This is a genomic window from Parasutterella secunda, assembly GCF_024733725.1.
Taxonomy (GTDB): Bacteria; Pseudomonadota; Gammaproteobacteria; order Burkholderiales; family Burkholderiaceae_F; genus Aphodousia; species Aphodousia faecalis.
This window is the reverse complement of sequence record NZ_JANRHP010000002.1, coordinates 106952-123316: the sequence shown is the minus strand read 5'-3', so window position 1 is coordinate 123316 and position 16365 is coordinate 106952. Positions and strand designations below refer to the sequence as shown.

Annotated in this window: 14 protein-coding genes and 1 other RNA gene; 8 read left to right on the top strand and 7 right to left on the bottom strand. The window is 46.4% G+C overall.

Features of this window, described 5'->3' with window-relative positions:
* The first annotated feature begins 66 nt into the window (after positions 1-66).
* The gene (locus NW199_RS02460; RefSeq protein ID WP_258333536.1) at positions 67-1428 is read left to right on the top strand and encodes a mechanosensitive ion channel family protein; all 1362 of its coding nucleotides are present in this window, start codon (positions 67-69) and stop codon (positions 1426-1428) included.
* 70 nt (positions 1429-1498) lie between these two features.
* Here the strand turns inward: NW199_RS02460 and NW199_RS02455 are convergent, their stop codons facing one another.
* Positions 1499-2689: a porin gene (locus tag NW199_RS02455; protein WP_258333535.1), complete on the bottom strand. Its 1191-nt coding sequence runs from the start codon at positions 2687-2689 to the stop codon at positions 1499-1501.
* A 373-nt stretch (positions 2690-3062) separates the two neighbouring features.
* Here NW199_RS02455 and NW199_RS02450 point away from each other — a divergent pair, with 373 nt between their 5' ends.
* The 3 genes from NW199_RS02450 to feoB are packed head-to-tail and all read left to right on the top strand — an operon-like array spanning position 3063 to position 5912.
* Positions 3063-3302 carry a FeoA family protein gene (locus tag NW199_RS02450; RefSeq protein ID WP_258333534.1) on the top strand — a complete coding sequence of 80 codons (240 nt, stop codon included), beginning with the start codon at positions 3063-3065 and terminating at the stop codon, positions 3300-3302.
* 13 nt (positions 3303-3315) lie between these two features.
* Positions 3316-3546: a FeoA family protein gene (locus NW199_RS02445; RefSeq protein ID WP_022472891.1), complete on the top strand. Its 231-nt coding sequence runs from the start codon at positions 3316-3318 to the stop codon at positions 3544-3546.
* Between the two features lie 17 nt (positions 3547-3563).
* On the top strand, positions 3564-5912 hold the full coding sequence (feoB, locus tag NW199_RS02440) for a Fe(2+) transporter permease subunit FeoB (protein WP_258333533.1): 2349 nt from the start codon (positions 3564-3566) through the stop codon (positions 5910-5912).
* Positions 5913-6194: 282 nt separating this feature from the next.
* On the opposite strand, the gene rnpB is transcribed toward feoB, so the two are convergent.
* Together rnpB and NW199_RS02430 are read right to left on the bottom strand one after the other, a co-directional pair.
* Positions 6195-6505: RNase P RNA component class A (gene rnpB, locus NW199_RS02435), an RNA gene on the bottom strand.
* A gap of 9 nt (positions 6506-6514) precedes the next feature.
* Positions 6515-7858, bottom strand: coding sequence for a sodium:solute symporter family protein (locus NW199_RS02430; RefSeq protein WP_258333532.1), 1344 nt, complete (start codon positions 7856-7858; stop codon positions 6515-6517).
* Positions 7859-8045: 187 nt separating this feature from the next.
* On the opposite strand from NW199_RS02430, the gene NW199_RS02425 reads away from it, so the two are divergent.
* The gene (locus NW199_RS02425) at positions 8046-8783 is read left to right on the top strand and encodes a gamma-glutamyl-gamma-aminobutyrate hydrolase family protein (protein WP_258333531.1); all 738 of its coding nucleotides are present in this window, start codon (positions 8046-8048) and stop codon (positions 8781-8783) included.
* A gap of 252 nt (positions 8784-9035) precedes the next feature.
* Here the strand turns inward: NW199_RS02425 and dcuC are convergent, their stop codons facing one another.
* Complete coding sequence (gene dcuC / locus NW199_RS02420) at positions 9036-10316, bottom strand: C4-dicarboxylate transporter DcuC (RefSeq protein WP_258333530.1); 1281 nt, start codon at positions 10314-10316, stop codon at positions 9036-9038.
* Between the two features lie 263 nt (positions 10317-10579).
* Between dcuC and NW199_RS02415 the strand changes: the two genes are divergently transcribed.
* The 3 genes from NW199_RS02415 (at position 10580) to NW199_RS02405 (ending at position 13538) form a co-directional block, all read left to right on the top strand.
* A complete protein-coding gene (locus tag NW199_RS02415) occupies positions 10580-11737 on the top strand; it encodes an outer membrane beta-barrel protein (protein WP_022473215.1) in 1158 nt (385 codons plus the stop codon).
* 9 nt (positions 11738-11746) lie between these two features.
* Positions 11747-13033: a glutamate-1-semialdehyde 2,1-aminomutase gene (gene hemL / locus NW199_RS02410; RefSeq protein ID WP_258333529.1), complete on the top strand. Its 1287-nt coding sequence runs from the start codon at positions 11747-11749 to the stop codon at positions 13031-13033.
* 112 nt (positions 13034-13145) lie between these two features.
* Positions 13146-13538: a transcriptional initiation protein Tat gene (locus tag NW199_RS02405; RefSeq protein WP_258333528.1), complete on the top strand. Its 393-nt coding sequence runs from the start codon at positions 13146-13148 to the stop codon at positions 13536-13538.
* A 218-nt stretch (positions 13539-13756) separates the two neighbouring features.
* Here the strand turns inward: NW199_RS02405 and NW199_RS02400 are convergent, their stop codons facing one another.
* From NW199_RS02400 to NW199_RS02390, 3 genes are all read right to left on the bottom strand, one after another.
* The gene (locus tag NW199_RS02400; RefSeq protein ID WP_022473212.1) at positions 13757-14242 is read right to left on the bottom strand and encodes a CreA family protein; all 486 of its coding nucleotides are present in this window, start codon (positions 14240-14242) and stop codon (positions 13757-13759) included.
* A 16-nt stretch (positions 14243-14258) separates the two neighbouring features.
* Complete coding sequence (locus NW199_RS02395) at positions 14259-15422, bottom strand: MFS transporter (RefSeq protein WP_258333527.1); 1164 nt, start codon at positions 15420-15422, stop codon at positions 14259-14261.
* A 495-nt stretch (positions 15423-15917) separates the two neighbouring features.
* Positions 15918-16304, bottom strand: a complete 387-nt coding sequence (locus NW199_RS02390) for a cupin domain-containing protein (protein WP_258333526.1) — start codon at positions 16302-16304, stop codon at positions 15918-15920.
* Between the last annotated feature and the right edge of the window lie 61 nt (positions 16305-16365).

The following is a 16365-nucleotide window of genomic DNA, read 5'->3' as shown; positions in this document are numbered from 1 at the left end:
TTTCCTTGAATTAATTAAAAGCTTCGCTAGACTAGGCTCATAGTGACTGTTTTGAGAATAAACAAAATGCAAGAAGTATCTATGCAACACATGATGGTCTTTGTGGGCAGCATCATTGATTTTTTAGCCCGAGAATTAACCCAAAGCGCTTTTTGGTATCAAGTGTTGGCTATTGTCGTTGCAGTCTTGTTGTCTTATTTTGTCGCACGAGTTTGCAGTCAAAAAGTGGCTACTTGGGAAGAAAACTTCTCCAAAGAAACGATCAGTCACAAACTTTGCCGATTTTCGTTAGAACTGACACGAAAACTTTTCTTCTCTATTTTTGCAGCGCTATTTCTCTCTCTTGGTGCCAGCACAATCTCTGATATGGGATTGTTAACAGATAATAACTTCAATCTCATTCATGTCGGTTACCAAATCTTTTACGCCTGGGCACTGTTGGTATTTTTAATTCAGGTATTCGGCGCTTTTATTGCGCCCGATAGCGTTTTGCTGCAAATTAAAAAACCGCTTTATATCCTCTTTTGGATTCTGGCGGTCTTGGAAATTGTCGGTGTATTGCCGAAATTTATCCAAGCCATGCGAGAAATCAATCTGCCCGTCGGCCCTGATTCTCTGACCCTTTGGGCTCTTGTTGTGGGCATTATCACTGTCATTGTGTCTGTTTTGATTGCTCAGTGGCTCTCAGGCCTATGCGATAGCGCCCTTTATTCAGCAAAAGATATCGACAACAATCTCAAAATTGTCTTATCACGCCTCATCCACATCGCTTTCATAGCCATCGCCATTTTGATATCGCTATCTTCCGTAGGCTTGGATTTAACCATTTTGAGTGTCTTCGGTGGTGCAATCGGCGTTGGCCTGGGCTTTGGGTTGCAAAAAATCGCCTCCAACTACATTTCTGGCTTCATTATTCTTTTCGACCATTCGGTCAAAATTGGCGATACAGTGGAAGTCGGTGGTTTTAATGGAAAAATCACTCAAATTAAAACTCGTTACTCAGTCCTGAGAAATTTTTCAGGAGAAGAGATGATTATTCCGAATGAAACCTTTGTCACCCAAAACGTAAAAAATTTCACGTTCACAGACAGAGCCTCTGTTGCGACCGTTGAAACAAGTATCGGTTACGAATGTGACGTTAACCGCGCATTGGCAATTTTGGTTGATATCGCCAAAAAACAAGCTCGAATTTTGGAAACGCCCCAACCGTGGGCTGTGGTTTCCGGTTTCGGCAATGACGGAATCAATCTGAAATTAAGTTTCTGGGTAAAAGATCCAGAAAACGGCACCTCTGTTTTACGTTCAACGATTATGAAGGAAATCCTTGAACGCTTTAATCAGGAAAATATTTCAATCCCCTACACAATTCGTGATGTGACTTTGAGGGGCGAATTGAAAATTAAAGCCGCCAATGATTCAGCTCATTAACGGAAAATGCCACTCGGATTTTTGATTTCGAGTGGCATTTTTATTTTTAGCCTCGTTCGAGGTGACCGAATTAGAAGTTATGAACGAGACCGACACCTACTTGAACGCTGTCTTGCTCAAAGTGTTCTTTTTCGCTTGAATTCACATCGCTTTCGTCGTACTCCTGATAGTCGTAACCGATGCCAGCATACAGACTCGTGCGTTTGCTCAATTCATAATTGTGGAATAGTGCCACACCATACCGCTTCACATTCATCTTGGAAACTTCAGGTGATTGAGTCGTCTCGTCTTGGTAGTAGCCGTAAGCTTTCCCGTCTCCATCGGCGTAGTAAACAGAAACCTGCAATTCACCGCCCCAAATAGGGAAGGCGGAGCCCACAGCCACGGCATAACCGTCAAGATCACCCACATAGCTTTCTGTTTCGTCCGTTTCAACCCCGGGAACGCCACCGATCATTTGTTCATGCTGGCCGTATTGGAAACCGATGAAAGGCTTCATGAAGCCCATGTCATAATTGGCACCAATGCTAAAAGCCATCGCATCATCAATCGCCTTGTCGTAACCGGTAACTGTCTGACGGTTTTTCATCACGGTATCCACGACAGCCACCGCCGAGAAATTTCCGGTGCTAAACGTGGCTCCCAAAGCCGCATAACGTTCCTTATCGCGTGATGGCATCATATCGTCGCCCGAGGTACCGAAAGAATATTGGGCGAAGGCAGTAATACCGGCGAACTCAGGTGATTGGAAAGAGATCATGTTGTCATAAATACCGCGATCCATCCAGTAACCAGCACCTATGTAGTCAGCATAGCCACCGTCCATGGCATCCCCGTTGACCATAAAGATGTCATAGGTTCCTTCACCGGCTGTCAGCGCTCCCATACGCCCAAGGCTCACCGTTCCAAAAGACGAAGTAACAAATAACTGAGCCTCTTTGTCAAAAAGCGTATTTTCTTCAGCAAAAGAGCCGTCATCGGAATTGAAACTGTTTTCCAACACAAAACCGACAGAAAGATCATCGGAGATATTTTCCATACCACGGATCCCGATCACACTGGCCGTATTCGTTCCACTGGCCACACCCCAGTTGTCTGCACTTTCGTGGATTTTTTTATTATTATCTTTTGAATCGCTTGACTCATGCGTATAGAGCAGACCGGTATCAACCGTACCATATACTTCAACGGAAGCCGCTTGGGCTGAACCCACAGCCACCATCAAAGCCACAGCAAAAGAAGACTTTTTAAATGAGTTCATGCTATTTCCTTTAATGAGAATAGTTCTTATTTCGTAATTTTATTCTTATTTATCCTTCAATTCAATAACTACTTCTGCTTACATCTAAGAATAATTTCTTTATTTATCAATATAGTTATCCATTTCCTAGTGTATTTTTTAATCTTTAAAAATCGTCAGCTAGGACAATAATTAATTTCATTAAAACACTATTAATAATTATTTCTATTTAATTTATCTATTTGTTTTATATAGATTTATACAAATTTCTAAAGAAAAAACTTCAGTTAATTCATAGATAAAATAACCTAATTCACTCTTGATATTGAGATTAATTCCTATTACGATTGCGACTTAGATCTGGCGTCCAATCCCGGACGCAGGTGCCATGATCATGAAAAAAACTATGTCTCAAATTCATCCTCTAACCGAATCGGACCTGATGACCAATGTGACAGTTGTTCGAATGAAGCTTGATGTTTCCGAACAGGAAAAACTGTCGCAATTGGGACTGCATCAGGGCGGAACGATACGTGTTTTACAACGCGCACTAAACGAACCCCTTCTCTTGGCAATCGGTGACGCCAGAATTGGTGTCAACTACGAAACGGCCAAAAAGATCTTTGTCTATTAAAAGGAATCGGAATATGCAATTGAAAGACATGGCGATCGGAGCTAAGGGTCGTGTGAAATCCATGACCACTTCGACCCCTGAATACCGCAGACGCTTACTGATGCTAGGTGTTACACCGGGAAGCGCTCTTGAAGTCGTCCGCGTTGCTCCACTCGGCGACCCTATTGAAATCCGCATTCGCGGCTGCCTCATCACCGTTCGCAAAGACGAGGCTGAAATCCTTGATATCGACCCGATCGGTTAATGAAGGAGTTTGCAGTAATGAGTCAACATATCATCAGCCTTATCGGCAATCCCAATTGCGGCAAAACAACGTTATTTAATGCTCTCACCGGTTCTCGACAACGTGTCGGTAACTGGCCGGGCGTCACTGTTGATAAAAAGACCGGAAATTTCTCCTTCGAAGGCCACGATATTGAAGTTGTAGACTTGCCTGGTATTTATTCAGTGACCCCGACATCCGTCTCTGGCGAAGATGAAATCGTCGCTCGCGATTATCTCTTAAGCGGTCAAGCACAAGTAGTCGTTAATATTGTCGATGCCTCTAACCTCGAACGTAACCTTTACCTCACCAGTCAGCTAATTGAAATGCATGTACCGATGATCGTTGTCGTCAACATGCTCGATATTGCTAAACAACACAAAATCAAACTGGATTTGGATGCCTTAGAAAAACAACTGGGTTGCCCAGTTATCGGTCTTGTTGCCAACCGTAACAAAGGTATCGAAGACCTTAAGAAGGCTCTGGTGAAGTTTCTTGATGCGCCTGTCACAACACGCGTTACCGTTCAATATGACGAAGTGATTGAAAAGGCCGCAGATCTCATTTCCGCTCAATTGGGACTTAAAGAAAACGGCCGCTGGTTTGCCATACAGTTTCTTGAACATGTTCCGGGCATTGAGGATAAGTTCGAAGGTATTAATCTCGAAAAAGTGCATCAAGTTGTCCAAGAAACAGATCAGCATTTTGAAGGCAACACCGATATTGAAATCACTAATGCCCGCTACGAGTTAGTCTCCCAAATCGCTGAAAAAGTGGTGGTCCGCGAAGGCGATATCACGGGTACCTTGACCGACCGTATCGACCGCATCATCTTGAACCGTTGGATGGGGTTGCCGATCTTTTTATTGATCATGTACCTGACCTTCCTCTTTACCCAAAATTTCGGCGCTGTCTTCATCGACTTTTTCGATATTTTAGTGGGCGGCATCTTTGTGGACGGTCTGGGACAACTTCTTGCCTCTTGGGGAACGCCTGAGTGGCTCACAGTCTTTCTGTCTAACGGTATCGGCGGTGGTCTGCAAACCATTTCCACCTTCATTCCGGTTGTCTTTTTCATGTTCCTGTTCTTAGCCATTTTGGAAGAATCAGGGTACATGGCCCGTGCCGCATTCGTCATGGACCGCCTGATGCGTGCGCTCGGACTTCCGGGCAAAGCCTTTGTTCCGCTTTTAGTCGGATTCGGCTGCAACGTGCCCGCTATCATGGCCACACGCACAATGGACCGCGCCAGTGACCGCATCATCACCGTCATGATGACACCGTTTATGAGCTGTGGCGCACGCCTTCCGGTATACGTTCTCTTTGCCACAGCTTTCTGGCCGACAAACGGTCAAAACCTGGTCTTTGGTCTCTATCTCATCGGCATTGCCGCTGCCATCTTGACGGGTTATCTCTTAAAACGTACGGCTCTTCCCGGCGCTGCCAGCGCTTTTGTCATGGAAATGCCGCCGTACCACATCCCGACTCTCAAGGGTGTAATGCTTCGCACCTGGGATCGTGTCCGCACCTTTATGTTCCGTGCCGGTAAGGTGATTGTTGTTATCGTGGCATGTCTGGCATTCTTAAATTCTATGGGCACAGACGGCTCCTTCGGTAATGAAGACAGTGAAAAATCGGTTCTCTCGCAAGTCGGCAAAACCATTGTTCCGGTCTTTGAACCCATGGGCATTCAGGAAGAGAACTGGCCGGCCGCCGTCGGTGTGTTTACCGGCATTTTCGCCAAAGAAGCGGTAGTCGGTACGCTTAATTCGCTCTACGACACATTGGCCGTTGACAAGGTCCACGAAGAAGCTGCTGCAACCGGTGATGAGCCTGCTGAAGAAGGAGGATTCTCTCTCTCGGATACCTTCGCTGAAGCGGTCGGCACAATTGGTGAAAACTTCGCCGGTTTAGCCGGAGCGTTATCCGATCCCCTGGGTATTCGCGTTGATGATCTCTCGGATCAAGCTTCTGCCGCTGAGGAGCAAGGCGTATCCCTTGGCACAATTGACACGATCAAAACTTTGTTTGGTTCAAGTTCCGCGGTCTTTGCCTATCTCCTGATGGTCCTGCTTTACGTCCCGTGTGTAGCCGCTGTTGCTGCAATCTATCGTGAAGTAGGAACAAAATGGACAGTTTTTGCGTGCGCTTGGACATTGGCGCTCGGCTACTCTGCCGCCACCATCTTTTACCGTGTGGCTAACTTTGCCGCTGCACCAGTCTATTCAATCGTCTGCATAGTGATTGCTCTTGGCATCCTCTACGGTATGTATTGCTGGATGAAGCGCATGGCTAAAAAAGATGCCGGGAAAGGTCCGAAAATTATTCCGATCATTCCTGTAGCCTAATTATTTTCTTTCTCTGAAAAAGGCGGCGATGGGCACCTTGCCGCCACTTGCCCCGAAAGGTTTCACCTTTCGGGGATTTTTTCAAAAAAACGCGGATGAAAGCATTGACCGATACCTTCATCCGCGTGCGACCTAACGAGAGATCGTTGATCTTTTAGGTTTGATTGAATCAAACGTTTTTAGCGTCGATAATCCTACTCCACCCAACAACGGACGGTATAAGAACGGGAAAGATTTTTTAGCCTAAAGGCAAAAGAATGCGTTTTTGAAAAAAGACAGGAAAGACAAAGCCCACCGATAAGCCGGATTATGTTTCGAGAAAAAGCATCCTCGACCGACAATCATTCATCTAGGACAAAACTCGCGCCTTGCCTCAAGCCATCTACCCGCAACCTCCCCGAGCAGGATCAGCGGTTGCCTATTTGATGTTGCTCCCCGTAGAGATTGCCCGTTTCACCCGACCCTAACGCCGGCTCGTCTCTGTTGCTCTAATCCGTACCTTGCGGCAGGCAGCCGTTAGCTGCTACGGTGCTCTGTGGAGTCCGGACTTTCCTCGTGAACCAATGGTTCCCGCGATCGTCGTGGCGGACTTTGCCAGGCGCTCATTTTAACGAATTTTCTCTTTTCGGGATCACAGATGGATTTTCCATCTGACTCGTCTTGGAAAACCAGGCAAACATGGCAGACAAAACCACTCCCACGATGGCGAGTGGCCAGCCCGTTAAATTCCCTGCAAGCCCCAAAGCGCCGCCAATAATAGCTCCGACAAGCCAGATACGTTTATTGACCGAACCCTGTTTCTTTAAGAGCAGTACCAAAAGGGGCACTGCAACCCCCGGCACAAATAGAGCGTACGCATATAAGAGCCAGCCGATGATGTCCGAGGATTGATAAGTCAGTAAAACCGCTCCAAAACCAAACAATGCGATCAAGCGGCGCAACCGTGATGATTGGTCCCCATCAAGAAGATCCTTTTCTACAATACCCGCTGCAGACAATAAAACCGTGTCAGCCGATCCCGCTAAAGCGCTTACCAGCCCCAGCGCCAGAGCCACTTTAATAAAAGAGGGCATAACAGAGGCATCGGAAAGCCATCCAGACAAGGGGTTGGATGCCGACAAATTGCTCATTGCCAAAAACGTAATAATGACGGCAAAAACCAATAAAAGTGCGGATCCCACCCATGCTCCCAATGAGGCCGAGCGGCTAGAGGATGCGGCAAACGTTCTTGAAAAAATATCAGGACCGACCATATAAGTGACGCCCACCAAAAGAGCAAGCTTCAGCCAATCCCAAGCACCAAACGAATCATTAAAAGGAATCGGATCAATTGCGCCCCAGTCGACACTGGAGCTTGTCAGGCACCAAAGGGCTGCCGAGACAAACCCACCGGTTAAAAGAGCTGTCTGCATGGCATCTGTACGAAGAACAGCTTTTTGTCCGCCAAAAGCCGTGTGTAACACGATGGCCACCGTCAGAAGTAAATAAAGCACTTCCCCTTGTGATGAGGGCAGAATATCTGTCAATAAAGTCCGAAGCGCCGTGAATTGAGCAGCAACCACCCCTACCCAACTCACCACGATAATAAAAGCACTCCAACGCTTGGCACCGTTGCCCACAAGACGCCCCAATACATCGGGTAAAGTACAAGCTCCTGTTGAACGAATCGCACGGGCGATCCACAAACCGTGCAAAAAGAGCCCAATTGCACCGACCCCCAGCCACCAAAAAGCAGCTGTTCCGATCTTTTGAGCCAAAGCACCAATACCGAGCGTGGCAGAGCCGCCGATGATGGTACTAACCAAAGATAAGGCACAGAGTATGGCGCTGGCGCTGCCACTTGCCGTTAAAAAATTTCGAGCATTTTGTTCTTTTGTTTGTTTAGAGCGATACACACTCAAAACAATTAACAAAAAGATGTACAAACAAAGTAAAGCAAGAAGCATAGGGACGATCCGGCAAACGTCAGATGGAGTTCTGATTGTATCGAAAAAGTTCAGAAACTTTAGAATCTTCACGGCTCTTCTGACTATCTCTCTTTTCTGCAAAAGATTGGTGATAAACTGCGAAACTGGTTTTACGCCAACAAAACATAGACAGATTGACCTTCAAGGTTTACCAAGAAAGGAAACTATGATGAAGAAGATGCGCATTGCCATTACGGCCGATACGTTGCCACAAATTTCCCACGTCATCAATCACAAACTCGCTCCTTTTGCACCGCGTCAGTTGGTGGAGGTGATTGACGAGCTCGGCGCGATTCCCATCATTCTTGCTGATGTTCATAACGCTACTCCGGAAGACTTTGTTGACCTTTTTGATGGTTTGATTATTCCGGGTGGGCCTGATGTGGATCCGAGATTTTTCGGTCAGCAACCTGTTCGTGCACTCGGCCGCACAAACTACAAACGCGATGTTTTCGAGCTCGGCATGGCCAAAGCCGCCCATGCTGCAGGTAAGCCCATGCTCGGCATCTGTCGCGGTTGCCAAGTGATCAATATCGCTTTCGGAGGAACTGTTTGGCAAGATTTGACGACTCAGTGCTCCGATTCTTATATCCAACACTCACAATTAGCGCTTGGGAACTACCCAGTGCACGAAGTACGCCTGACCGAAGGTTCTTCTTTATTTGAAACGCTTGGGGAAACGGCTCAGGTTAATTCACGCCATCATCAGGCCGTCAAAGATCTGGGCAAGGGACTGAAGGTTACAGCCGTCGCCCACGATGGAGTCATTGAAGGTATAGAGGGCACGGAGGGTGCATCTATCGTTGCCGTGCAATGGCATCCAGAAAATATGTGGCCGGATCACGAAGAAATGAAGCGAATTTTCAGCGATTTCCTTGCCCGCGTCAAAGAAAGCGTTCAATAATCTGCGAGGGACGCCGTCACCCTCTTCTCAATCGGCGGCACATCGATTATTGCACTTTATTTCTGACTAATTTGGGAGTGTTGTCAAAGTCTTCTTTAGACCTATTCGACACTCCTTATTTCTTTGCAAAAAGGCCTGTTTTTTTTGAGTTAGAAATTTTTTTGTTTAAATAAAAAGGGATTACAGCGTCCCTTCTGATAACGGGACTTCTGTAACCCCTTTCTCAAACTTTGCTAACTTTAGCCGTTCTGACTAGACCATAAACAAAGCCAATACGAAAACAGCAATCGTGCAACCCGGTGCGGTGCGTTTGACGACGTCCATCGGGTTAGCCATAGCGATACCGGCGACAACAACCATAGCACCAGCGATCGGACTCATCGTACGACCCAAAGCACCCGTTAAGAAGGCTAGGGCACCTAGAGCTTTAACTTCCATGCCAAATTCAGGAGCATGCGGCGTCACAGCTTCGTTGAAGGCCATCGTGGCAGCGTCACCGGAACCAGTAATCGTACCCATGATCCACGGACCAAGGGAACCGCCCCAACGGGCGATGTCATTTGAATGCTTCAATACGTCAACGAACGTATCAATCAAACCGGTAGCACGCAAACCGGCAGCGAACACACCAGCGGCGATGATGATACCCATCACATCAGCGTAGCCTTGACCCATACCGTTGAAGAATTTCTTGGAGAATTCTTGAGGATTGGTACGGTCCATAGCATAAGCGACCAACAAAGTAATGACGGCACCCAAGACCATGGCTTGAGCCACACCCATCTTGATAGCGGGAACCCAAACGTTACCAACAACGAGGATCGTGATCGGGATGAGCGTCATGATTGCCTTTAGAACACTGGGCTTAAAGCCGTCATCATCTGTTTGAGCAACAGCTTGAGCTGTCTCAGTCTTGCTACCCTTATGGTCTCCCAAAACCAGGCAAACCAGAAGGATACCGACAACAACGATCGAAGCGGAAATAATAGACCATACAGCATGGAAGCCAATGAATTCCATGACTTCGATGTTGGCCATAGCTGCTACGAACGCATTGTGGGATGTGCCGGGAGAAAGGAAAGAGCCAATCGTACCGCCCATCACAGCGGCTGCGGCAGCGGCAGGTTTAATACCGGCTCGCAACATCACCGGAATCAAAGTAGAACCAACAGCAGCAGCACAACCGGCAGCAGACGGAAGAGCAATGTTAATGAAGAAGGTCACGATCGTGCAGATCGGGATCAGGAGAACACCCAAACCGCGGATCGGAGAAGCTAAATAGTGAACAAGACTGCGGTCGCATTGGGTGTAACTGGCAATAAAAGCAAAACCCATCGAAGAGCAGATGTTCATCACCAACGAATTGTTGGTCATAGACTTAGCAAACGAATTCAAGGCACTAATTGGATCCAAGGACACCAAGCAAAGCACAAAACCAGCGGTAAAAAGCACCAAACGCGTTTCATAGCGTTTAATCAAAGCGTAAACCGTCACAATCGTAACGGCTACAGCCAACCATTCAAGTAAAGACATGGGAAATTTCCTTGTATAGGGTTAAAAGCACGTGAGAGTACTACTCTTAATGGCAATTTTCTCACGGTGCTAAGTATCCTACTCTTTAGGCTTTCTGCCCACAGGAAAATCCCTGAACTAAAACCTGCCTCCGTTTGCCCCCTGTGATACTCTCAGCAGTCATTTGAAAGAGTCACTTATCAAAGAGGTGGAGAAAGAGGGAAAAACATGAAATAATTGAACATTTTCCAAAACTTAACAAACAAAATACAAAGGAGCACACAGTGCCCTCATTGAAAAAAATTGCATTGGCCACTTCACTCTCCCTGGCCGCTGTTGCCGCTCATGCCGGCTTTCTCGACAGTTTCGTCGAAACCCTTCCCGGTGCTGTCTCCCCCTATCCGGACGCAGGCTTTGTCGGCAATCAGTTAAATGGTATGCATGACATTATCGAACACGGTCGTACTGGTCTTTTAGTTCCGGCCTATACCAATCATCCCCGCTGGGACTACGACAACCGTGATGAAGAAAACGCCTATCCGTTTGGGGCTGGTATTTCCCGAGGCATCATCGATGAACACGGTAATGAACGCTTAATGTATATGATGCTTTTCCGCGATTCCCATTATGAGTTTGAACCCATTATGGGCTACGCTTGGGTCGCCCGTTTTCCCATTGCCAATTCCGGCTTTCATTTGGGAGCGGGTTACACTGCTGGTCTAACCTTCCGTCAAGACTACAACTGGTTGCCGATTCCAGTTCCGCTTCCTCTTGTCAGTGCCGGCACTGATTGGTTTAATGTGTACGCCACGTACATTCCGGTTTCTAACGTCTTTTTCTTCTTCTCCAAGATTGAATTTGACGATCAGTCTCGACGCTTCTCCCCGTGGCCCGATAGTGTTGCATCAGCGTGGTCTAACACAACCGAACTTTACGCACAGGGCTCTTGGGTAAAAACGGACCTCTCTGACGGAGGCGGCGACGTGCCGGGCGGATTCACATTAGACTCCGACTCCGGCTATAAGTTTGGTATTCGCCATTTCATGGATCGCCACTGGGCTTGGGATTTAAGCTATCAAAGAAGCGAACATGATTTAAATGCTCCGGGTAAAACGGTTAATAAATACCGCCTGACCAATACCAACTTAATGCTTCAGTACCACTTTGAAGTGTTGGATGCCATGCGCATGCATGTCGGCGCCGGTGCTGCTTATTCTGAATTGAAAGCAAAAGACGGCGGTGACTACAAAGAACACAGCATCAATCCTGTTGTTCAAACGGGCTTTACCTGGGCGGTTACGGATCATCTGCGTGTAATGGGTGACATGACCGTTAACTTCCCGCACTTCCACAATGTGGAAATTAATGAAAACGAAGCCCTTGACGGACGTTTCAAGCCTGCCAACACGAGCTTTAACTTAGGTGTGGGTTACGCCTTTTAAGGATTAGAAATGGATACGAATGATTCATTATTTGAACGCGCCCGTCAAAGCATTCCGGGCGGCGTGAATTCTCCCGTCAGAGCCTTTGGCTCAGTCGGCGGTTCTCCCCGATTTATGAAAAAAGCCCAGGGGCCCTACATGTGGGACGAGGACGGCAAACGCTACATTGATTACATCGGATCATGGGGCCCTATGATTTTGGGACACAACAACCCTGAAGTCATTAAAGCAGTACACGAAGCCGTCGATATGGGCCTGACATTCGGCTGCGCTACCCAACGAGAAATTTTAATTGCCGAAGAAATTAAAAAATTAATTCCCTCTATTGAGGAAGTGCGTTTAGTAAGTTCTGGCACTGAAGCGGGCATGAGCGCCATTCGCCTTGCACGCGGCTTTACGGGACGCAATAAAATTATTAAATTTGAGGGCTGCTACCACGGCCACAGCGATAGCCTTTTAGTAAAGGCCGGCTCCGGTATGCTCACGTTCGGCAACCCGAGTTCTGCGGGCGTTCCCGCCGGTGTAACGGAACACACGCTTGTTCTCGAATACAACAATCCCTCTCAGCTTGAAGATGCTTTTAAGCGTTACGGAGACGACATCGCCTGTGTAATCGTGGAGGCGGTAGCCGGCAATATGAATATGGTTCCGGGCAAACTGGAATTCATTCAAACCATGCGGAAGCTTTGTACTCAATACGGTGCGCTCTTGATTGTCGATGAGGTCATGACTGGCTTTAGAGTCGCATTGGGCGGAGCTCAAAGTCTCTACAACGTGACTCCTGATATCACAATGTTTGGTAAAGTCATTGGCGGCGGCATGCCCGTGGCAGCCTTTGGCGGCAGACGCGATGTCATGGAAAAGATTGCCCCCTGCGGTCCCGTCTATCAGGCTGGCACACTCTCCGGGAACCCTGTTGCAGTTGCGTGCGGTCTAGCCACTTTGAAACATATTCAACAGCCGGGTTTCTACGATCGGCTCTCTGCTCAGACATCTCGTTTAATTGAAGGTTTGAAAGCTGCTGCCAACCAAGTCGGCGTAACCTTCTCGGCTCGAAGTGTCGGTGGTATGTTCGGACTTTATTTCTTGGATAAGTGTCCCGAAGGTTTTGCAGACGTAATGAAGTCTGACACCAAACGCTTCAATGTGTTCTTCCATAGCATGTTGGATCAAGGGGTTTATTTCGCACCTTCTGTTTTTGAAGCAGGTTTTGTTTCCATCACCCATAGTGATGAGGTGATTGACGAAACCGTTAAAGCAGCTAAGGTGGCCTTCGAAAAAGTGGCCAGTATTTAAATTTCTTTTTCCTCTCTTATTAAGCCGAAAGACTGAAATGTTTTTCGGCTTTTTTCGTCATGCAAAAACAACTGTATCGGAGTAACCTGCTCAAAACAGCCAAGAGGACTATATGCGAAAGATTTTTCTATTTGCCTTTGTTTTTATCAGTTCATTTCTGACAAGTGTCGCCTTTGCCCACCACTATGGTTACAACCATCATAACGGTCGTTATTACGACGATAGCGGCCGTTACGAAGGACGTATCGATAACGGTCGCTTTTATGATCATAGCGGTCGATATCAAGGCAGAGTGGATGCTAATGGCCGCCGCTATGACAGCAGCGGTCGCTATCAGGGACGTATGGATTCTTCCGGACGAATTTACGACAGCTCCGGACGCTACCAGGGACGAATCGATGCCAACGGTCGCCACTATGACCACTCCGGCAGATATTTAGGTCGAGAAGACGCCAACGGTCGCTTTTATGACAACACCGGTCGTTATCAGGGACAAATTCGTTAGACACGGGAAATTTCCCACAATTGCCACTTTTTTAAGCAATGAGTTAACTCTCTGTTCCACTTGAGTTTTCTTACAAAAATATGAAAGTTATTCACAATTTCTGTGGATAACTTTCATAAATCAAAATTCTGCAAAAAGTGGGAAAGCCCTCATTGATTTTTGGCTAAAAACAATAAAACTCAAAATAATGAGGGTTATTTTTCAATATAAGTGGGACTTTATTGCACTTTTGGAAGCGGCTTGATATAGCCCTCTGTCCCAAAAAGTGGAATCGCAGAGAGGGAATGATGGAAACTGCCGCTTGTTTCTTTGGTGGAGTAAGCAACATATAGAAGCGTCTGAGATTCTGCATCATAGATACGGCGAATCTTCATATTTTTCAGCAACACGCTCTTTGAGCGCTTAAAGATTACTTCTCCCGATTTACTTTTATCAATAGCCTCAATCATCTGGCGTGTGATAGGGCCCGTTCGGTGGCATTCAATGGAATTGTTGGACGGATCGCTCAATGACAAATTTGCCTCTATGCTAGCCACATGACAGGTCACCCCTGTCACCACAGGATCGGTAAAGCGATTAATTTTGATGTCTTTAAACGTAAAAATACCTAACGAAACATCGCCGACATCCTCTTCGCCGCAACCGGTTAAACCCACCAATGCGGCGGCAAGGACCAATAAACATTTACCTTTTGTTAATTTCATTGCCATCCCCAAAAATCTACTTTTGTCGAAAAATATTACTCGAAAAAGACACAATTACCAAAAAGGCCGCAAGCATTAATAAGGCAGTAGAAAGACTAGTGACTTTTGCAATGAATCCAATAAGTGCCGGGCCTGTCAAAAGTCCTGCATAACCTAAAGTTGTCACAGCAGCAAGCGCCAAACTCATTGGCATTTTGTTTTGATCCGCTGTACTGGCAAAGGCAATCGGAATGACGTTGGCCAATCCTAGTCCCAACGCAAAAAAGAGTACGACAACAAGCCAAACGTGAGGTAATAGGACACACCCCGTTAACATGAGAGCACCAATCAGACAACCATATCGCACACAATTTCTGGGACCTGCATACGCAATTAATTTATCCCCAATGAGACGCATAAGAGTCATGGCCGTAGAGAAAGCTGCAAAGGCAAAACCAGCGTTTTCAATCGCAGCCGACTTTTCTTCGACCAAGAAAACACCACCCCAGTCAAGCACGGCCCCTTCTACCATAAAAAGCAAAAAACAAATTAACCCCAACCAAAGCACGAAACCTCTTGGCCAAACAAAAGATTGGGATACACCTTGAGCTTTACCTGCGTCAGGTAGAAGGGAATTGACCGAGAATCCCCAAATAATGATACAAATCAGCAGCCAAACGCCTGCGGCATAAAGTAATCCAATCCCGACATTGAGAAGAGTTGCCATCGCTAAAGCACCAACCACGCTTCCCAGTGAATACAGAGCGTGAAACCCGGCAATCAGGCGTTTTTCGCTTCGACGATCTACTTCAACAGCGTGTACATTCATCGAAACATCAATGGCACCAAATACCATACCAAAGACAAACAAAAGTGCCGCTGTGAGCAATGTGTTTGAAGAGAAAACGACGCCATAGAGGAGAAACGGAACGATGAAAAACGCTTTGTTTAACAAAAACTTGGCACCTCGTTTAGCAACAATGCCACCACACAGTGGCATCACAACGAGCGCGCCCAGGCCCACGCAGAGCAGTACCATTCCTAAATGAGCTTCATCCAGGCCAAGACTAACTTTCACAAAGGGGACCATGGCGGCCCAAATTGCCATCAAGAATCCGGCTAGAAAAAAGGCCACTCGCGTGGCTGTATTTTCTGGCGGAATAGCGCTTAAGTACTCTCTGATCGTTTGACTTTGCTTCATGGACAATAAGGACTCTTTTTGATAGAAAAAACAGACGAATTGTCGCCTATTTGTAGCCTTTTTACAAAAAAGGGGGTGTTACAAAAGTCCCATTATAGGAAGGGATTGAGTAAACACCTCTTAATTTGTTATAAAAATCGCTTACTCATTGAAAACTTGAGATAAAAAAGCACGCATTGAGAATCGAACTCACTACGTGCTGTGGTAAAAGTGTTCTTGCAGGAACTTTTACCATCAGTCATTTTAAAGTGATGGTGTTCAATTGTCCTATTCCTTCCCTTTACTGGTGGAGGAGTTACACAAATCTGATTCTTTCTTAGACTTTTTAGACTCATCCAGAGTATAGACCGATCATTTCCCTGACAAAATCGAATAAGTAAGAGAAGGAAATTTCAATCGAAGGGGCTAGTTGAGCGCTTTTTAAATACAAAACAAAAGAGGCGCTACTCAAGCCTGGGAATTAGACTTTGTGCCCCCCCCTAAAGTCAATCCAAACTATTTCAACCAAGACGGCTTTTTAAATTCTTCTGAAATGATCCCGTCCGACATCGTATAACCTTGCAAGCTGCCCGCCCTGCTTTGGATACAAAGGTAACGCAAAGCGCTGTCGTCTGCAGCCTTTAAACAACGCTCACCTTTGGGATCTACTCGCAAACAGTCTCCTTCAGAAATAAGGAATTCTTCACCGTCGACGAATAAGGATCCCTTTCCTGACAAAACAATATAAAGCTCCTCATTATTTGTGTGGGCATGCACAAAAGGGATGCTTACCCCAGCGGGCAGATTATTTATCGAGACTTCGGTTCCAGTCAACGATAAGAGTTCGTGAAGTTCTGTACGGCTAGCCGTCATATCCACATGTTGTAATTTTGCATTCTTCATTTTCTTCTCCTTTAGTTCGATATCGAACTTTTAATAAAAACAAAAGCTGGTATCAGTTGAT